Raw genomic sequence first — 18,964 nt, 5'->3', positions numbered from 1 at the left:
ATATAATCGGACATTTACCTACGAGAGTTGGATATGGCATGGCTGAAGCAGAGCGATCACTTTGATCCAGATAATCTGAATGTACCTGTGGCGGGGATTGCGGCAGAGATGGGGCAGCATGATTCCGGTTTTCATCAACATAAAATGGGGCAACTGTTGTTTACTCAGCGTGGCTGTATCAAAATCACGCTGGCCAGCCAGATATCTATTCTGCCGCCAACCAGAGTGGCATGGATACCACCAAAGACATTACATCGGGCAGAAATGCGTGGTTCTGTCGGGTATCGATCAATTTATCTGGATATTTCTGAAACACAATATCTGCCGGAGCAAAGTGAAATACTGGAAGCAACTCCGTTGCTACAGGCTGTTTTGGAACGCATTGCGGTATCGCCGTTTGATACTGACTGGAAGCAGGGAAAACACTCCCATTTGCTGGCAGTATTTCTTGATGAAATTTGCGAAGCACGGCGTGAACCCACCTTATTACCATTACCTTCGGATCGCCGTTTTACTGGTTTATCGTTTGAGCTGTTGCCGCCTTCATTACAAACGATTGCGACTTATATCGGAGCCAGTGAAAAAACCATTACCCGTATATTTCAGCGTGAAACGGGGATGAATTATCAACAATGGCGTCAGCAATGGCGGTTGGTTAAGGCAATAGAATTATTGGCACAAGGCAAAACATTATCTTATGTGGCTCAGGAGCTGGGATTTGCCAGTGACAGCGCTTTTGTGACTTTTTTCCGTAAAATTATGGGAAAACCGCCACGGGAATATATGGCGGGTTCAGAAAGGAAAATATATTGAAATAAGCAATAAATTTGTATTCTGAATCATTTGAGAATAGTTAATTTAAACAACATGCTTCAGGCAGATAAACGGACTCTGAGTCAAAATCGACAACAATGTCAACGCCAAGAGGCATAGTAAGCATTGGGTGTGTATGGCAACAATCGAAATCAGCCAGAACAGGAACTTCTTTGCCATTCAGGACTTCTTTCAGCACATCGAGTGAATTTCTTCCTGTTCCTTTGTCATTAAATTGTTCGTGTTTTCCAAGAATAATTGCCGAAACTTTATCAAAGACCCCGCATAACAGAAGATGAGAAAATGCGCGCTCAACTGTCTCTATTCCATGAAAACAATCTTCAATCAGTAAAATATCACCTGCTTTAATTTCGGGCATATATTCACTTCCCCAAATCCCGCAAAGTGTATTTAAGTTACCTCCAATTAATCTTCCCCGAAATTTTCCTTTTCCATCAAAAAACCATTTATTAGGAAATGTATTTTTAGGGCCTGTTTGAGTTTCCCACTCGATATATTCATCAGTCCAATGTTCAGGAGGCTCATATATAAAAGGAAGAGAATGATTATTATTTACTATTTTAGAAAAGTGATTGAATGTCTCATCAACTAAAGGTGAAAATTCACCAAATGAAGCAACTAATGCCGGGCCATAAAAAGTTACTACATTGGTTTTTTGATATATTCCAAGTAAAAGGGCTGTAATGTCAGAATAACCAATAATAATTTTAGGATCTTGCCTGATAGCATCATAATCAATGTAAGGCAGTATTGAGTTTGAATTATCACCACCTATGGTAGATATAACACACCTTATTTCCGGATCACGGAGCAGGGTATTAAACTCTTCCACTCACTGCATAATGGTTCCTGAACGGTAAAAATCGCTCTTACCGGTGAGTATTCCGGCCTTTACTTTATAACCTTTATTTTCTAAATAACTTACACTTCTGGCAAAACGAGTCGGAGCAAAAGCAGTAGCAGGCGCTGAGGATGAAAAAAAGCCGATAGTGTCACCAACAGATAGTTTTTTAGGTAGGATCATGGTTTACCTTTTATTTAAAAAATAATGGGTACCACATGCCAAATACTGCACCTCACTGCCAGCCAGAAAGCCAATAATAGTGGCTGGGCCGACAGGTAAGATGCAGTAGAACAACGCTTCAGCGTGTGAAGTGTATCAGCGGATTTATCCGGTTATTTTTTTAACTGGCTATGTTTTAACTGACTATGAAAGTCGCGTTCGTTATGGCCAGTGTAAAGCTGACGAGGGCGGGCGATCTTCAGGCCTTCATCGTGCATTTCATTCCAATGTGCAATCCAGCCGATTGTACGGGCAATCGCAAAGATTACAGTAAACATCGAAGATGGAATTCCCATTGCTTTCAGGATGATTCCTGAGTAGAAATCAACATTCGGGTACAGTTTCTTCTCTATGAAGTATGGGTCGTTCAGGGCGATGCGTTCCAGCTCCATGGCAACTTCCAGTAAGCTGTCATTCAGACCTAATTCATCCAGCACTTCATGGCAGGTTTCACGCATTACGGTTGCGCGTGGGTCGTAGTTTTTATAAACACGATGACCAAAGCCCATCAGACGGAAAGCATCGTTTTTATCTTTAGCGCGGGCAATAAATTCAGGAATGTGATCGACAGTCTGAATCTCTTCCAGCATACGCAGGCAGGCTTCATTCGCTCCGCCATGTGCAGGCCCCCACAATGATGCAATTCCCGCAGCAATACAGGCAAATGGATTAGCACCAGAAGAACCTGCTGTACGTACGGTGGAAGTTGAAGCATTCTGCTCATGGTCTGCATGAAGAATAAAAATGCGATCCATTGCCTTTTCCAGCACCGGATTGACTTTATATTCTTCACAGGGGGTTGAGAACATCATGTACAGGAAATTACCGGCGTAGGAGAGATCATTACGCGGATAAACAAAAGGCTGACCGACGGAATATTTGTAACACATTGCCGCCACAGTAGGCATTTTAGACAGCAACCTATATGCAGTGATTTCACGATGGCGAGGGTTATTAACATCCAGAGCATCATGGTAGAAAGCGGCCAGAGCACCTGTCACGCCACACAGTATCGCCATCGGATGAGAATCACGGCGGAAACCATGGAACAGGCGAGTAATCTGCTCGTGGATCATCGTATGGCGGGTCACTGTTGTTTTGAATTTTTCGTACTGTTCAGGTGTTGGTGGTTCACCGTTCAGCAGAATATAACAAACTTCCAGATAGGTTGATTTCGTTGCAAGCTGATGGATGGGAAAACCACGGTGCAGCAAAATGCCTTCGTTGCCATCAATATAGGTGATTTTCGACTCGCAGGAGGCAGTGGAAGTGAAACCGGGATCGTAGGTAAAGAAGCCTTTTGAGCCGAGGGTACGAACGTCAATCACTTCAGAGCCTAGGGTTGGCGTTAGTACGTCTAGTTCGATAGCAGCTGAACCATTTAGGGTCAACGTAGCCTTTTTATCAGCCATTTACATCTCCTTAGCGCTTATTTTTTATAACCCCTAACAACCTTGATAGGCGCAATTCTTACTGTGCCGACGGCATTGTGCTACCGGAGAGAATTAAAAATCAGGCTGTATATACCCTTTCATTTCTGTTGGGTATCAATTTGATGCTGAAATCTCATTTTACGGACGACAATAGTTTTCAGGTTGTTAAAAAGTTTCCGGATGTCATATCTAAAGTATTTCTAACATAAAATGTTACCATTTTGTGTCGTAACGATACTTTTACAAAGTCCACATTTTTCGTGAAGTTTACTTTTTCAGCGGAAAATGACGGTGAATATTATGCATCGTCATATATGTAAGATAAATGTTTAATCTTTGTCAAACAAGATAATGGTTTTTATGATAAATGTTTGAAGCGTGATCTCACTCACTGTTCAAGCTAAATGTTAATAATCATATTGTGTGGGAATTGTAATAACAATGTGAAGTACTTATACTGCGTTCAGGTCTCCGGATTACCTGATGTAGGAGCACCCAGCGTAATCAAATCACAACGTTTGTTGAACAGTAAGGATTGTTAATTTAATTATGTTGTGTCTTTGTGTCCTCTTAACGCTGTCTGATTCCCACCCAGGGCCGGAGGATGGAAAATAAAAAAAGCTGTGTGGGCAAAATTGTGAAAAAACAAAGACCTGTCAACCTCGATCTGCGGACGATAAATCAACCCGTCTCCGCGATAGCTTCGATCTTGCACCGTATCTCAGGCGTCATCACCTTTATAGCAGTCGGCATTTTGCTGTGGTTGTTGGGTATGTCACTGTCTTCGCAAGAGGGCTTCCAGCATGCATCTGAAATCATGACTGGCTTTTTCGCCAAGTTTATCCTGTGGGGGATATTAACGGCGTTGGGTTACCACATCTGTGGTGGAATCCGCCATGTTTTGATGGACTTTGGTCTCTTGGAAGAGAGTCTCGCCGCTGGCAGAACTTCTGCTAAAGTGGCAATCGTGATCGCAGTTATTCTGTCTGTTCTGGCCGGGGTATTAATATGGTAAGCAACGCATCCGCATTGGGGCGCACGGGTATTCAGGATTGGCTGTTGTTACGTGCATCTGCAATCGTTATTGTTTTATATGTGCTTTATCTTGTTGGTTTTGTAGCAACAACGTCAGACATCACCTATGAAGTCTGGAGCGGTTTTTTCTCCTTCTCTCTCACAAAAGTGTTCACCGTACTGGCTCTGCTTTCCATTCTTGTTCACGCATGGATTGGAATGTGGCAGGTGCTGACGGATTATGTAAAGCCACTGGCACTGCGTCTGGTGTTGCAACTGGTCATTATTGTTGCACTGTTGGCTTATTTGATTTACGGAACAATTGTGGTGTGGGGTGCATAAATGAAACTGCCGGTAAGAGAGTTTGACGCTGTTGTTATTGGTGCTGGTGGTGCAGGTATGCGCGCAGCATTGCAAATTTCACAAATGGGCTTGTCCTGTGCCCTGATTTCTAAGGTTTTCCCTACCCGATCCCATACAGTTTCTGCTCAGGGTGGTATCACAGTTGCTCTGGGTAACACGCATGAAGATAACTGGGAATGGCACATGTATGACACGGTAAAAGGTTCCGATTATATCGGTGACCAGGATGCCATTGAATATATGTGTAAAACCGGCCCTGAAGCAATTCTCGAATTGGAACACATGGGGTTGCCATTCTCACGTCTGGAAAATGGCAGTATTTATCAGCGTCCGTTCGGCGGCCAATCCAGAAATTTTGGTGGTGAACAGGCCGCTCGTACTGCGGCGGCGGCTGACCGTACTGGTCACGCATTGCTTCATACCCTGTACCAGCAAAATCTGAAGAACCACACGACGATTTTCTCGGAATGGTATTCTCTTGATTTAGTTAAGAATCAGGATGGTGCCGTTGTTGGTTGTACAGCTATCTGTATCGAAACAGGTGAAGTGGTCTATTTCAAAGCCAAAGCAACTATTCTGGCAACAGGTGGTGCCGGTCGTATTTTCCAATCCACAACCAATGCGCATATCAATACAGGTGATGGTGTTGGTATGGCTCTGCGTGCGGGTGTTCCTGTGCAGGATATGGAAATGTGGCAATTCCATCCGACAGGTATTGCAGGCGCAGGTGTGTTGGTAACAGAAGGCTGCCGTGGTGAAGGTGGTTATCTGTTGAACAAAGATGGTGAGCGCTTTATGGAGCGTTACGCACCAAATGCTAAAGATCTGGCTGGTCGTGATGTCGTTGCTCGATCTATGATGATCGAAATTCGTGAAGGTCGTGGTTGTGAAGGCCCGTGGGGACCTCACGTGAAACTGAAACTGGATCATCTGGGTAAAGATGTTCTGGAATCCCGTCTGCCGGGTATTCTTGAACTGTCCCGTACTTTTGCCCATGTCGATCCTGTAAAAGAACCGATTCCGGTGATCCCAACCTGTCACTATATGATGGGCGGAATTCCGACCAAGATTACCGGTCAGGCACTGGCTATCAATGAAAAAGGCGAAGATGTTGTTATTCCGGGTCTGTTTGCCGTAGGTGAAATTGCCTGTGTATCCGTGCATGGTGCAAACCGTCTGGGTGGTAACTCCTTACTGGATCTGGTGGTCTTTGGTCGTTCTGCTGGCCTGCACCTGAAAGAGTGTCTGCTGGAGCAGGGAACCAGCCGTGATGCCAGTGAGTCTGATGTTGATGTAGCTCTTCAGCGTCTGAACCGTTGGAATAACACCCGTTCTGGCGAAGATCCGGTTGAAATCCGCAAGGCACTACAGGCCTGTATGCAGCACAACTTCTCTGTATTCCGTGAAGGCGATGCAATGGCAAGAGGGCTGGATGAACTGAAAGTTATCCGTGAACGTCTGCAAAATGCGCGTCTGGATGATACATCATCAGAATTCAATACGCAGCGTATCGAATGTCTGGAACTGGATAACCTGATGGAAACGGCTTATTCGACTGCTGTTGCCGCGAACTATCGTACAGAAAGCCGTGGAGCACACAGCCGTTTCGATTATCCAGAGCGTGACGATGCAAATTGGCTGTGCCATAGCCTGTATTTACCGCAGACTGAGAGCATGACCCGCCGTGAAGTTAACATGCAGCCAAAATTGCGTGAAGCCTTCCCGCCGAAAGTGCGTTCTTACTAATTGCGTTGCCGATGTTTCAGTTGCGGAGAAATAGATTATGAAACTTGAATTCTCAATTTATCGTTATAATCCGGATGTAGACAACGCACCCCGTATGCAGGATTACACGCTGGAAGCCGAAGAAGGGCGTGACATGATGCTGCTGGATGCCCTAATCCAGTTGAAAGAGCAGGACCCAACCCTGTCATTCCGTCGTTCATGCCGTGAAGGTGTATGTGGTTCAGATGGTCTGAACATGAATGGTAAGAATGGGTTGGCTTGTATCACATCCATTTCAGCCCTGCGCCGTGGAAACAAAAAGATTGTTATCCGCCCTCTGCCGGGTTTGCCGGTTGTCCGTGATTTAGTCGTTGATATGGGGCAATTTTACGCGCAATATGAGAAAATCCGTCCTTATTTAATCAATGACGGTAAAAATCCTCCTGCGCGCGAGCACCTGCAATCACCAGAACAGCGTGAAAAACTGGATGGTCTTTACGAGTGTATCCTGTGTGCCTGTTGTTCGACGTCTTGTCCGTCATTCTGGTGGAATCCGGATAAATTTATTGGGCCAGCAGGGCTTTTAGCTGCATATCGTTTTCTGATTGATAGCCGTGATACTGAAACTTCATCCCGGCTTGACGGGCTTAATGATGCTTTCAGTGTGTTCCGTTGTCATGGAATTATGAACTGCGTTAGCGTATGTCCTAAAGGTTTGAACCCAACAAAAGCGATTGGCCATATTAAGTCTATGTTGTTAAGTCACAGTGCTTAATTAAATATTATTGATAGGTCGAGATATATATCTAATTGGATTTCAGGCCGCATCTCGGATAACAAAAAGAGGCGGCTTGAAAAACAAAAAATATAGTGCATAAATAACACATAAATTGTGTGCAAATAATGCATATAAGGTTGCTCTCCACAATTTTGAAATAAATATCAATCTGGTGGAGGGCATAAAGAATGAAAGATGATAAATTGCCTGCTGCTAATGACGGCGCATGTTTCAGTAAAATAAGGAACCTTTAAAAACTGACACTCAGTTTTTAAAGGTTCCTTGAAGGGTAGGATAACCCAAATAAAGAACATGCATTAAGCACGTCCAAATGAACCTTTTATCAACACCGCTTAATAAAGCGGAATTTGTTAACCACGGCGAAAACTAAAGCTTTTGAAGCTTAAGGGATCACAATGCAGAACGGTGCAATGAAGGACTGGCTGGATTCAAGCTTTCTGGCTGGTGCAAACCAGTCTTACATAGAGCAAATCTATGAAGACTATATAACCGATCCTAATTCTGTTGATGCAGGTTGGAGAGAAATATTCCAACAACTACCGGATGCAGGATTTCATGGAGAACAACTTCACTCGCAGACACGTGATTACTTCCGTCGTCTGGCAAAGGATGCCACTCGTTACCACACTTCAGTCAGCGATCCAGCAATGGATGCAAAACAAGTTAAGGTTTTGCAGCTTATCAACGCATTCCGCTTCCGCGGCCATCAAAATGCGAACCTTGATCCATTGGGATTATGGAAACAGGAACCGGTACCAGATCTCGATCCTGCTTTCCATAATTTAACCAAAGCAGATTTTGAAGAAACATTTAACGTAGGCTCATTTGCTAGCGGCAAAGAGACGATGAAACTGGCTGATTTATATGATGCCCTGAAGCGCATTTATTGTGGTTCTATTGGTGCAGAATATATGCATATCACCAACACAGAGGAAAAACGCTGGCTTCAACAGCGTCTGGAATCTGTAACGGTAGATTCACAGTTCAGTAAAGAAGAAAAACATCGTTTTCTGGCGGAGCTGACGGCAGCAGAAGGTTTGGAACGCTATTTAGGTGCTAAGTTCCCGGGGGCGAAACGTTTCTCCCTTGAAGGCGGTGATGCACTGATTCCAATGCTAAAAGAACTTATCCGTCACGCAGGAAAACAAGATACTCGTGAAGTTGTACTGGGCATGGCTCACCGTGGGCGCCTCAACGTTCTGGTCAATTTATTCGGTAAAAAACCGGCGGATCTGTTTGACGAATTTGCCGGTAAGCATAAAGAACACCTCGGCACAGGTGACGTGAAATACCATCAGGGTTTTTCTTCTGACTTCGCAACTGAAGGTGGTCCGGTGCATCTGGCGCTGGCATTTAACCCATCTCACCTTGAAATTGTCAGCCCTGTCGTTATTGGTTCTGTCCGTGCCCGCCGTGACCGTCTCGATGAAGGCCGCAGTAATATGGTTCTGCCAATTACCATTCATGGTGACTCCGCAGTAACAGGGCAGGGGATTGTTCAGGAAACACTGAACATGTCTCAGGCGCGTGGCTATGAAGTTGGTGGTACAGTTCGAATTGTGGTTAACAACCAGATTGGTTTCACAACTTCTAATCCTAAAGATACCCGTTCAACAGAATATTGTACTGACATTGTGAAGATGGTTCAGGCACCTATCTTCCACGTTAATGCAGATGATCCGGAAGCCGTTGCTTTTGTCACCCGTCTGGCTCTGGATTTCCGTAATACCTTTAAACGTGACGTGATGATTGATTTGGTCTGTTACCGTCGTCACGGGCATAACGAAGCTGATGAGCCAAGTGCAACTCAGCCTCTGATGTATCAGAAAATCAAGAAACACCCAACGCCACGTAAGATCTATGCAGATAAACTGATTGCAGAAAATCTGCTGTCACCGAATGATGTGACTGAAATGTCGAACTTATATCGTGATGCATTAGATCACGGTGATTGTGTCGTGGACGAATGGCGTCCGATGGGGTTGCATTCCTTCACATGGGAACCTTACCTGAACCACGAATGGGATGCAGATTATCCTCATCAGGTGGATATGAAGCGTTTGCAGGATCTTGGCAAACGTATCAGCACTATTCCGGCTGAAGTAGAAATGCATTCCCGCGTTGCAAAAATCTACGCTGACCGTGCAGAAATGGCTAACGGGAACAAATTATTCGACTGGGGTGCAGCAGAAACACTGGCGTATGCAACTCTGGTTGATGAAGGTGTTCCGGTGCGTCTGTCCGGTGAAGATGCTGGCCGTGGCACATTCTTCCACCGTCATGCGGTTATCCATAATCAGACTGATGCTTCTGTCTATGTTCCTCTGGCAAATGTTCACAATGGTCAGGGTGTGTTTAACGTATGGGATTCCGTGCTGTCTGAAGAAGCGGTACTAGCGTTTGAATACGGTTATGCAACAACAGAACCACGCGCACTGACCATCTGGGAAGCGCAGTTTGGCGATTTTGCTAACGTAGCACAGGTCGTTATTGACCAGTTCATCAGCTCTGGTGAACAGAAATGGGGTCGTATGTGTGGTCTGGTCATGCTGTTACCGCATGGTTATGAAGGACAAGGCCCTGAGCACTCATCAGCACGTCTGGAACGTTATCTGCAATTGTGTGCAGAACAGAACATGCAGGTTTGTGTGCCATCAACTCCGGCTCAGGTATATCACATGCTGCGTCGTCAGGCTCTGCGTGGTATGCGTCGTCCTCTGATCGTTATGTCACCTAAGTCACTGTTACGCCATCCATTGGCAGTATCCAGTCTGGATGAACTGGCTGACGGCAAATTTGAAACTGTGATTGGCGAAGTTGATGCTTTGGATCCGAAAGGTGTGAAACGCGTTGTACTTTGTTCGGGTAAAGTTTATTACGATCTGCTGGAGCAGCGTCGCAAGAATGAACAGAGTGATGTTGCCATTGTTCGTATTGAGCAGCTGTATCCATTCCCTCGTCAAGACCTGCAAAATCAGTTTGAGCAGTATGCTCATGTTCATGATTTCGTCTGGTGTCAGGAAGAACCTCTGAACCAAGGGGCTTGGTATTGCAGTCAACATAATTTCCGTGAAGCAATCCCGTTTGGGGCTTCTTTACGTTATGCAGGGCGTCCGGCTTCTGCTTCCCCGGCTGTAGGCTATACGTCTGTTCACCAGAAGCAACAGCAAGCTCTGGTTAATGACGCACTGAACGTTGAATAAATTAAGGATAGAAAATGAGTAGCGTAGAAATTCTGGTTCCAGACCTTCCTGAATCTGTTGCGGATGCCACTGTTGCAACATGGCACAAAAAACCGGGTGATGCGGTAGAGCGAGATGACATTCTGGTTGAAATTGAGACTGACAAAGTAATTTTAGAAGTACCAGCAAGTGAAGCTGGTGTTCTGGAAGCTATTTTGGAAGAAGAGGGTGCCACTGTACTGTCTAAGCAACTGCTTGGCCGTATCAGTCTGAGTAACAGTGCTGGCATGCCTGCTGCGGTTAAAGAAACAACTGAATCAACCCCGGCGCAGCGTCAGACTGCTTCTTTGGAAGATGAAAGTAACGATGCTCTTAGCCCGGCAGTCCGCCGCCTGATTGCAGAGCACGATTTAGATCCGGCTGCGATTAAAGGCAGTGGTGTAGGTGGTCGTATTGTGCGTGAAGACGTAGAAAAATATATCGCTGCCAATAAAAAAGAAAGCAAACCTGCTGAATCTGCGCCAACTGCTCAGCAGTCTCAGTTGCCACACCGCAGTGAAAAACGTGTCCCAATGACACGTTTACGTAAGCGTGTTGCAGAGCGTCTGCTCGAAGCGAAAAATAATACGGCAATGTTGACGACTTTTAACGAAGTCAACATGAAACCAATTCAGGAACTGCGTAAACAATACGGCGATGCGTTTGAAAAGCGTCATGGCGTTCGTCTGGGCTTCATGTCCTTCTATGTTAAAGCTGTTGTTGAAGCACTGAAACGCTATCCAGAAGTGAATGCTTCAATTGATGGCACTGACGTGGTTTACCACAACTATTTTGATATCAGCATTGCGGTATCGACACCGCGTGGTCTGGTAACACCAGTATTACGTGATGCAGATGCCTTAAGCATGGCTGATCTCGAGAAAACTATCAAAGAGCTGGCTATTAAAGGCCGTGACGGTAAGCTGACTGTTGATGAACTCACCGGCGGTAACTTCACCATTACCAATGGCGGTGTTTTCGGCTCTCTGATGTCCACTCCGATCATTAACCCACCACAAAGTGCGATTCTGGGCATGCATGCCATTAAAGATCGCCCGATGGCAGTAAATGGTCAGGTTGAGATCCTTCCAATGATGTATCTGGCGCTGTCTTATGACCATCGTCTGATCGACGGACGTGAGTCTGTAGGCTTCCTGGTTACCATCAAGGAAATGCTGGAAGATCCAACACGTTTGTTGCTGGATGTATAGCATCACCATCAGGGCGGAGGGTGTTAAATTCCGCCCGGTCTGAAGTATACGATGTTGATGTAAAAAGTGTTGATGTAACAAACCATGCGACCAGCCTTTGGGCTGGTCATATCCGAGCAACAAAATATACCCTGTGAATTTCGAAATGCAGTGAATAAGGCTGTAGCTTCTAGGACGCAGGTATAGAAGGTTAATTACCTTTCTTAGATTAAATTATGGATAGAACATCATGAATTTACACGAGTATCAGGCAAAACAACTTTTTGCACGGTATGGTTTACCAGCGCCAGCTGGTTATGCCTGCACAACGCCGCGCGAAGCAGAAGAAGCAGCATCCAAGATTGGTTCAGGTCCTTGGGTCGTTAAATGTCAGGTTCATGCAGGCGGTCGCGGTAAGGCTGGTGGCGTGAAAGTCGTCAATAGCAAGGAAGATATTCGTGCTTTTGCTGAACAATGGCTGGGTAAACGGCTGGTAACCTATCAGACTGACGCACAGGGTCAACCTGTCCATCAGATTCTGGTAGAAGGAGCGACTGATATTGCGAAGGAGCTGTATCTCGGGGCTGTTGTTGACCGTGGTACACGTCGTGTAGTGTTCATGGCCTCTACCGAAGGTGGTGTCGAAATAGAAAAAGTGGCGGAAGAAACGCCCGAACTGATTCATAAAGCAATCATCGACCCACTGGCTGGCCCTATGCCCTATCAAGGCCGTGAACTGGCGTTCAAGCTAGGTTTGACTGGTAAACAAGTCGGTCAATTCACCAAGATTTTTATGGGATTGGCAAACCTTTTCCTTGAGCGTGACCTGGCTCTAGTCGAAATTAACCCGTTGGTTATTACAACTGAAGGTGATCTTATCTGTTTGGATGGGAAGTTGGGTGCAGATGGTAACGCGATGTTCCGTCAGGCCGAACTGCGTGAAATGCACGACCCTTCACAGGAAGATCCACGTGAAGCTCAGGCTGCACAATGGGAACTGAATTATGTTGCACTGGATGGCAGCATTGGCTGTATGGTAAATGGTGCAGGTCTGGCAATGGGCACGATGGACATTGTCAAACTGCACGGTGGTGCACCGGCTAACTTCCTTGATGTAGGTGGTGGTGCAACAAAAGAGCGTGTTACTGAGGCATTTAAAATCATCCTGTCAGATGAGAATGTGAAAGCAGTCTTGGTAAATATCTTTGGTGGAATCGTCCGTTGTGACCTGATTGCTGACGGTATTATTGGTGCAGTGGAAGAAGTGGGTGTTCACGTACCGGTAGTTGTTCGTCTGGAAGGAAACAATGCTGAACTGGGTGCAAAAAAACTGGCTGACAGTGGCTTGAATATTATCGCAGCAACCAGCTTGACAGACGCAGCTAAACAGGCAGTTGCAGCAGCGGAGAATAAATAATGTCTATTTTAATCGATAAAAACACCAAAGTGATTTGTCAGGGTTTTACTGGCAGTCAGGGCACTTTCCACTCAGAACAGGCGATTGCGTACGGTACTCAGATGGTGGGTGGCGTAACTCCGGGTAAAGGCGGCACTCAACACCTCGGCCTGCCTGTGTTTAATACCGTTCGCGAAGCGGTTGAAGCAACAGGCGCAACTGCTTCTGTTATTTATGTACCGGCACCATTCTGTAAAGATTCCATTCTGGAAGCTATCGAAGCTGGCATTAAACTGATTATTACCATTACTGAAGGTATTCCAACACTGGATATGCTGACTGTTAAGGTAAAACTGGATGAAGCCGGTGTCCGTATGATCGGCCCTAACTGCCCGGGAGTGATCACTCCAGATGAATGTAAGATTGGTATTATGCCCGGTCATATTCATAAAGCGGGTAAAGTGGGTATTGTCTCCCGTTCGGGAACTTTGACTTATGAAGCAGTGAAGCAGACGACTGATGCAGGCTTAGGTCAGTCGAGCTGTGTTGGTATCGGTGGTGATCCGATTCCGGGTTCAAACTTCATTGATATCCTGAAATTATTCCAGCAGGACCCTCAGACTGAAGCTATCGTTATGATCGGTGAGATTGGTGGATCAGCAGAAGAAGAAGCTGCGGCATACATCAAAGAGCATGTTACTAAACCTGTTGTTGCTTACATTGCTGGTGTGACAGCACCTAAAGGTAAGCGTATGGGGCATGCAGGCGCGATTATCGCGGGTGGTAAAGGGACTGCGGATGAGAAATTCGCAGCTCTGGAAGCCGCAGGCGTGAAGACTGTTCGTAGCCTTGCTGACATCGGAGATGCAGTAAAAGGTTTATTAGCAGGGAAATAGTCTCAAAATAAGCTATTTTTATAGAAAAAGGCTGCTTAAACGCAGCCTTTTCTTTTTATTTATAACATAAACAGCAGGTTAGTCTTTTTATACAAAGAAGCATTTTTAAATTAAATTTAACTGCTTTTTAAAAGATTCTATTTAATCGATTAATTTAATTATAAATTTCAAAAAAATATATTTTTCTAATAATGAAAACGAAAAGTTAATTTTATAATGCTTTTTACAGCAAAAAATATATTAACAGTCATTATTGACAACAAATAATTAACACTAAATCAACTGTAATGAAATAATAGCTGCAACGCTTAACAAAGAAAATAAAAAATTGACTAAAATCAATTTATTACTGTGGAATCCGTTCGCTAAAATTGATTTAATTGAACTAGAATAAATAGATATTACCTCATGAATGAACTGCACTATTAACCTGTATTCAGAATTATAGGCTGAGTCACGTAAAAGTTATTTATTGTGTGTGAATATAGGCGTAATATTATTAGGGTCTATACTGGGTTTTGATTTACTGAATAATTTGTTGTTGTGTTTGAGGCATTTATTGCTGGTAGTTACGAGACTTTCATTTTATGAAGTCGGGTTGCCGCAAGTCGGTGTCTTCCTGCTAGGAGCAAGGAGTCAAGATGTTTGATATTGTCGAACTGTCACGATTACAGTTTGCCTTAACTGCTATGTACCATTTTCTATTCGTACCACTGACGCTTGGCATGGCGTTTTTGCTTGCGATAATGGAAACGGTATACGTTCTGTCTGGCAAGCAAATCTATAAAGATATGACGAAATTCTGGGGTAAGTTATTTGGTATTAACTTTGCTCTGGGTGTTGCAACAGGTCTGACTATGGAGTTCCAGTTCGGAACAAACTGGTCATATTTCTCACATTACGTTGGTGATATTTTCGGTGCACCATTAGCCATTGAAGGGCTGATGGCCTTCTTCCTTGAATCCACATTTGTTGGTTTATTCTTTTTCGGTTGGGATCGTCTCAGCAAGAAACAGCATCTGGCGGTAACATGGCTGGTTGCTCTGGGTTCTAATTTCTCTGCTTTATGGATTCTGATTGCGAATGGCTGGATGCAAAACCCGATTGCATCTGATTTCAATTTTGAAACCATGCGCATGGAAATGGTGAGCTTTAGTGAGCTTGTGCTGAACCCTGTTGCTCAGGTGAAATTCGTTCATACTGTTGCTGCTGGTTATGTGACAGGCGCGGTTTTCGTCTTGGGGATAAGCTCCTACTATCTGCTTAAAGGGCGCGATATTCCGTTTGCCAAGCGTTCTTTTGCCATTGCATCAAGCTTCGGGATTGCCGCCGTATTGTCAGTCATTGTACTGGGTGATGAATCTGGATACGAAATGGGGGACGTGCAGAAAACTAAACTGGCTGCTATTGAAGCGGAATGGGAAACTCAGGCCCCTCCGGCTGCATTCACACTGATTGGCCTTCCCGATCAGGATAACATGGAAAATAAATACTCCATCCAGATCCCTTATGTATTAGGTCTTATCGCTACCCGCTCTACTGATACTCCGGTCATTGGTCTGCGTGATTTGATGAGTCAGCACGAGCAGCGCATCCGTAACGGTCTTAAAGCCTATGAATTACTGGAAGAATTGCGGGCAGGCAATACAGATCCGGCGGTACGCAGTGCATTCAATAAAAGTAAGAAAGATCTTGGCTACGGCATGCTCGTCAAACGTTACACTCCAGAGGTAACAAACGCGACAGAGGAACAGATCAAAGCTGCTGCAAAAGACTCTATTCCACGTGTAGCTCCGCTCTATTTTGCCTTCCGTATTATGGTTGCCTGTGGCTTCGTTATGCTGTTGGTTATTGGCCTGGCATTCTTCAGTGTTATCCGTAATCGTATCGGTCAGCAGAAATGGTTGCTGCGTGCTGCCCTGCTCAGTATTCCATTGCCGTGGATTGCTGTTGAAGCGGGTTGGTTTGTTGCGGAATATGGCCGCCAGCCGTGGGCAATCGGTGAAGTATTACCAACCGCAGTTGCTGCTTCGACACGCAGTGTCGGGGATCTGATCTTCTCAATGGCACTGATTTGCGGTCTGTATACCCTGTTCTTGATTGCTGAAATGTTCCTGATGTTCAAATTTGCCCGTCTTGGCCCAAGCAGCCTCAAAACCGGACGTTATCATTTTGAACAAAAAGCGGTTTCTTCAGCGAGCGGTTCTTCAGTGTCCAGTTCTTCAGTGAACAGTATTGAGTAAGCGGGAGTCCACTTATGCTTGATTATGACGTATTACGATTTATATGGTGGCTGCTGATTGGTGTGTTGCTAATCGGGTTTGCAGTGACCGATGGTTTTGACATGGGTGTTGGTATTCTGTTGCGGATTATCGGTAAAAATGACACTGAACGCCGTATTATGATTAACTCCATTGCACCACACTGGGATGGCAATCAGGTTTGGCTGATTACAGCGGGAGGCGCGTTATTTGCTGCCTGGCCAGCGGTATATGCTGCTGCTTTCTCCGGTTTCTATATTGCTATGATCCTAGTTTTGGCGGCACTCTTTTTCCGTCCGATCGGTTTTGATTACCGTTCAAAACTGGAAGATAAAAAATGGCGTAACATGTGGGATTGGGGGATCCTGATCGGTAGTTTTGTACCACCTCTGGTCATCGGTGTTGCATTTGGTAACCTGCTGCAAGGTGTACCATTGATGATAGATACTGATCAGCGTGTCTTCTATGAAGGTTCATTCTTTGGGTTACTGAATCCGTATGGCCTTCTGGCAGGTGTTATCAGCCTGATGATGATCGTGACACAAGGCGCGACTTATCTGCAAATGCGGACATACGGTGAATTGCACTTACGCGCTCGTACGGCAACTAATGTCTGTGCGCTGATTACTGCGGTTGCATTCCTATTGGCTGGTATTTGGCTGGTTTATGGTATTGATGGATATGTTGTCACTGGTGGTCTGGATGTGAATGGCCCATCTAACCCATTACATAAAGAAGTGGCGCAGCAGGCAGGGGCATGGTTGATCAACTTTAATAAGCAGCCGATATTGTGGGCAATCCCGGCGTTGGGTGTGGTTTTCCCTCTGCTGACTATGCTGGCCACACGACTGGATAAGGGCGCTTGGGCTTTCCTGTGCTCATCATTAACGGTTGCCTGTATTATTTTGACCGCAGGGATATCTATGTTCCCGTTTGTCATGCCGTCAAGCCTTGACCCGAATGTCAGCCTGACCATGTGGGATGCGACATCCAGTCAGTGGACACTGCAAATTATGTTCGTTGTTGCACTTATCTTCGTTCCGATTGTTTTGTCATACACCATCTGGTGTTACTACAAAACCTTCGGGCGTCTGGATAAGAGCTACATTGAGAACAACAAACATTCACTGTACTAAAGGAGCATAGCGCATGTGGTATTTTGCCTGGATTCTCGGAACGCTCTTAGCCTGTAGTTTTGCCGTTATTGCAGCTTTGGCTCTTGAGCACAGTGAATCAGAAAAAGTAACTGAGAGTGACAAAAAATAATGTTGGTTGATAGGTTTTATCAGCTAATGAATAAGGGCCTGTTGAGGGCCCTTATCCTCATTATGGCTTTGGGGCTTGCTTTATGTATCTTGTGGGAGCCGACAATATTTGCATCAAATACCAGTTCGTTGATGGTCTGGCAAGGTATTTTACTTATTTGGGCTATTTGCTCCGGGGTTATTTTCGGGGTTGGGTTTAATCCTGAACATTTTGTCTGGCGTCTCTTATTTCATCCTTTACCTGCATTTTTAATCCTTATTTTTGGCTTATATCATTTCTTTAAGTAAACTATTTATAATTTTATAGGATACTGGCTCATAAATTTTTTTTGACTGGTTTAATAACAAGTCATTCCAAAGCGCTACTGTCTTAAGTATAGTGGCAGCGTCAATTAGTCTGATTAGGATTATGTGTGAGTAATATGTTGTTCCGTTGGCCTATCCGTGTTTATTACGAAGACACAGATGCTAGTGGTGTGGTCTATCACGCGCAATATCTGGCTTTTTATGAAAGAGCCCGCACAGAAATGTTACGTGATAAGGGCTTCCACCAAAAGTATATGTTGGATGAACAAATTGGTTTTGTTGTCAGTCGCATGACTGTTGACTACCGTAAGCCTGCCAGACTGGATGACCAGTTGGTTGTGGAATGCGAGGTGACCAATATCCGCGGTGCTTCACTGACATTTACCCAACGAATAATTGATTGCAATAATATCGTTATCAGTAACGCAGAATGTCTGGTTGTCTGCGTAAATTCATCTCAAATGAAGCCTATCGCGCTTCCAAAGTCTATTGTCGCGGAGTTTAAGCAGTGACTGACATGAACATCCTAGATTTATTCCTGAAGGCAGGCTTTTTAGTACAGCTGATCATGTTAATTCTGATTGGTTTCTCTGTCGTCTCTTGGGCGATTATCATTCAAAGAACAAGGATCTTGAATGCAGCGACTCGAGAAGCAGAAGCGTTTGAAGATAAATTCTGGTCTGGGATTGAATTATCTCGTCTTTATAAGGAGAGCCAGTCACATCGTGATTTATTAAGCGGCACTGAACAAATTTTCTATTCCGGCTTTAAAGAATTCTCTCGTTTGCATCAGGCAAACAGCCATGCACCTGAAGCTGTTCTGACCGGTGCTTCCCGTGCTATGCGAATTTCCATGAACCGTGAATTGGAAACACTGGAAAATCATATTCCGTTTTTGGGAACGGTCGGTTCTATCAGCCCTTATATTGGTTTATTCGGAACAGTCTGGGGAATTATGCACGCCTTTATTGCGCTGGGCGCAGTGAAGCAGGCCACCTTACAGATGGTTGCGCCCGGTATAGCAGAAGCTCTGATTGCAACAGCAATCGGTCTGTTTGCAGCAATTCCTGCAGTTATGGCTTATAACCGTCTGAATCAGCGTGTTAATAAACTGGAACAAACTTACGACAATTTTATGGAAGAATTTCTGGCGATATTACATCGTCAGGCTTTTGTTTCTAATACTAATAAGTCGTAA

Annotated in this window: 16 protein-coding genes and 1 pseudogene; 15 read left to right on the top strand and 2 right to left on the bottom strand. The window is 44.8% G+C overall.

Going from position 1 to position 18,964, the window contains the following annotated elements; all coding sequences use genetic code 11:
- Nucleotides 1-33 precede the first annotated feature (33 nt).
- Nucleotides 34-813: an AraC family transcriptional regulator gene (locus Xinn_RS09615; protein ID WP_086953767.1), complete on the top strand. Its 780-nt coding sequence runs from the start codon at nt 34-36 to the stop codon at nt 811-813.
- A gap of 40 nt (nt 814-853) precedes the next feature.
- On the opposite strand, the pseudogene Xinn_RS09610 reads toward Xinn_RS09615, so the two are convergent.
- Together Xinn_RS09610 and Xinn_RS09605 are read right to left on the bottom strand one after the other, a co-directional pair.
- Nucleotides 854-1,858: pseudogene (locus Xinn_RS09610) on the bottom strand (S66 family peptidase).
- Between the two features lie 152 nt (nt 1,859-2,010).
- Nucleotides 2,011-3,309 carry a citrate synthase gene (locus Xinn_RS09605; RefSeq protein ID WP_086953766.1) on the bottom strand — a complete coding sequence of 433 codons (1,299 nt, stop codon included), beginning with the start codon at nt 3,307-3,309 and terminating at the stop codon, nt 2,011-2,013.
- A 646-nt stretch (nt 3,310-3,955) separates the two neighbouring features.
- Here Xinn_RS09605 and sdhC point away from each other — a divergent pair.
- The 14 genes from sdhC to tolQ all read left to right on the top strand — a co-directional run bounded on the left by sdhC (nt 3,956) and on the right by tolQ (nt 18,964).
- Nucleotides 3,956-4,345: a succinate dehydrogenase cytochrome b556 subunit gene (sdhC, locus tag Xinn_RS09600; RefSeq protein ID WP_086956458.1), complete on the top strand. Its 390-nt coding sequence runs from the start codon at nt 3,956-3,958 to the stop codon at nt 4,343-4,345.
- Nucleotides 4,339-4,686: a succinate dehydrogenase membrane anchor subunit gene (gene sdhD, locus Xinn_RS09595; protein WP_086953765.1), complete on the top strand. Its 348-nt coding sequence runs from the start codon at nt 4,339-4,341 to the stop codon at nt 4,684-4,686. Before sdhC ends, sdhD begins: the two co-directional genes overlap by 7 nt.
- Nucleotides 4,687-6,453 carry a succinate dehydrogenase flavoprotein subunit gene (sdhA, locus tag Xinn_RS09590; RefSeq protein ID WP_086953764.1) on the top strand — a complete coding sequence of 589 codons (1,767 nt, stop codon included), beginning with the start codon at nt 4,687-4,689 and terminating at the stop codon, nt 6,451-6,453. It begins immediately after the preceding gene.
- Nucleotides 6,454-6,490: 37 nt separating this feature from the next.
- Nucleotides 6,491-7,207, top strand: coding sequence for a succinate dehydrogenase iron-sulfur subunit (locus tag Xinn_RS09585; RefSeq protein WP_086953763.1), 717 nt, complete (start codon nt 6,491-6,493; stop codon nt 7,205-7,207).
- A 419-nt stretch (nt 7,208-7,626) separates the two neighbouring features.
- A complete protein-coding gene (sucA, locus tag Xinn_RS09580) occupies nt 7,627-10,434 on the top strand; it encodes a 2-oxoglutarate dehydrogenase E1 component (protein ID WP_086953762.1) in 2,808 nt (935 codons plus the stop codon).
- Between the two features lie 14 nt (nt 10,435-10,448).
- Entirely contained in the window at nt 10,449-11,663 is a 1,215-nt protein-coding gene (odhB, locus tag Xinn_RS09575) for a 2-oxoglutarate dehydrogenase complex dihydrolipoyllysine-residue succinyltransferase (RefSeq protein WP_086953761.1), read from the top strand.
- Nucleotides 11,664-11,892: 229 nt separating this feature from the next.
- Nucleotides 11,893-13,059, top strand: a complete 1,167-nt coding sequence (gene sucC / locus Xinn_RS09570) for an ADP-forming succinate--CoA ligase subunit beta (protein ID WP_086953760.1) — start codon at nt 11,893-11,895, stop codon at nt 13,057-13,059.
- Complete coding sequence (sucD, locus tag Xinn_RS09565) at nt 13,059-13,934, top strand: succinate--CoA ligase subunit alpha (protein WP_086953759.1); 876 nt, start codon at nt 13,059-13,061, stop codon at nt 13,932-13,934. The genes sucC and sucD overlap by 1 nt, the downstream gene beginning before the upstream one ends.
- 641 nt (nt 13,935-14,575) lie before the next feature.
- Nucleotides 14,576-16,177, top strand: a complete 1,602-nt coding sequence (gene cydA, locus Xinn_RS09560) for a cytochrome ubiquinol oxidase subunit I (protein ID WP_086953758.1) — start codon at nt 14,576-14,578, stop codon at nt 16,175-16,177.
- Between the two features lie 14 nt (nt 16,178-16,191).
- Nucleotides 16,192-17,331, top strand: coding sequence for a cytochrome d ubiquinol oxidase subunit II (gene cydB, locus Xinn_RS09555; protein WP_086953757.1), 1,140 nt, complete (start codon nt 16,192-16,194; stop codon nt 17,329-17,331).
- A gap of 13 nt (nt 17,332-17,344) precedes the next feature.
- Complete coding sequence (gene cydX, locus Xinn_RS09550; protein ID WP_086953756.1) at nt 17,345-17,461, top strand: cytochrome bd-I oxidase subunit CydX; 117 nt, start codon at nt 17,345-17,347, stop codon at nt 17,459-17,461.
- Nucleotides 17,461-17,748, top strand: coding sequence for a cyd operon protein YbgE (gene ybgE, locus Xinn_RS09545; RefSeq protein ID WP_086953755.1), 288 nt, complete (start codon nt 17,461-17,463; stop codon nt 17,746-17,748). Before cydX ends, ybgE begins: the two co-directional genes overlap by 1 nt.
- 125 nt (nt 17,749-17,873) lie before the next feature.
- Nucleotides 17,874-18,278 carry a tol-pal system-associated acyl-CoA thioesterase gene (gene ybgC, locus Xinn_RS09540; protein ID WP_086953754.1) on the top strand — a complete coding sequence of 135 codons (405 nt, stop codon included), beginning with the start codon at nt 17,874-17,876 and terminating at the stop codon, nt 18,276-18,278.
- Nucleotides 18,275-18,964, top strand: a complete 690-nt coding sequence (tolQ, locus tag Xinn_RS09535; RefSeq protein WP_086953753.1) for a Tol-Pal system protein TolQ — start codon at nt 18,275-18,277, stop codon at nt 18,962-18,964. The genes ybgC and tolQ overlap by 4 nt, the downstream gene beginning before the upstream one ends.

Source organism: Xenorhabdus innexi, from assembly GCF_002632485.1.
Lineage (GTDB): Bacteria > Pseudomonadota > Gammaproteobacteria > Enterobacterales > Enterobacteriaceae > Xenorhabdus > Xenorhabdus innexi.
The sequence above is the reverse complement of the archived record's forward strand: the minus strand, read 5'-3'. Positions and strand labels throughout refer to the sequence as shown.

Excerpts from the sequence above, each read along its gene's own strand:
- Xinn_RS09615 (WP_086953767.1), top strand. The coding sequence starts at position 34 with ATGGCATGGCTGAAGCAGAGCGATCACTTTGATCCAGATAATCTGAAT.
- cydA (WP_086953758.1), top strand. The coding sequence starts at position 14,576 with ATGTTTGATATTGTCGAACTGTCACGATTACAGTTTGCCTTAACTGCT.
- cydB (WP_086953757.1), top strand. The coding sequence starts at position 16,192 with ATGCTTGATTATGACGTATTACGATTTATATGGTGGCTGCTGATTGGT.
- cydX (WP_086953756.1), top strand. The coding sequence starts at position 17,345 with ATGTGGTATTTTGCCTGGATTCTCGGAACGCTCTTAGCCTGTAGTTTT.
- sucA (WP_086953762.1), top strand. The coding sequence starts at position 7,627 with ATGCAGAACGGTGCAATGAAGGACTGGCTGGATTCAAGCTTTCTGGCT.
- sucC (WP_086953760.1), top strand. The coding sequence starts at position 11,893 with ATGAATTTACACGAGTATCAGGCAAAACAACTTTTTGCACGGTATGGT.
- sdhA (WP_086953764.1), top strand. The coding sequence starts at position 4,687 with ATGAAACTGCCGGTAAGAGAGTTTGACGCTGTTGTTATTGGTGCTGGT.
- sucD (WP_086953759.1), top strand. The coding sequence starts at position 13,059 with ATGTCTATTTTAATCGATAAAAACACCAAAGTGATTTGTCAGGGTTTT.
- odhB (WP_086953761.1), top strand. The coding sequence starts at position 10,449 with ATGAGTAGCGTAGAAATTCTGGTTCCAGACCTTCCTGAATCTGTTGCG.
- Xinn_RS09605 (WP_086953766.1), bottom strand. The coding sequence starts at position 3,309 with ATGGCTGATAAAAAGGCTACGTTGACCCTAAATGGTTCAGCTGCTATC.
- sdhD (WP_086953765.1), top strand. The coding sequence starts at position 4,339 with ATGGTAAGCAACGCATCCGCATTGGGGCGCACGGGTATTCAGGATTGG.
- ybgE (WP_086953755.1), top strand. The coding sequence starts at position 17,461 with ATGTTGGTTGATAGGTTTTATCAGCTAATGAATAAGGGCCTGTTGAGG.
- Xinn_RS09585 (WP_086953763.1), top strand. The coding sequence starts at position 6,491 with ATGAAACTTGAATTCTCAATTTATCGTTATAATCCGGATGTAGACAAC.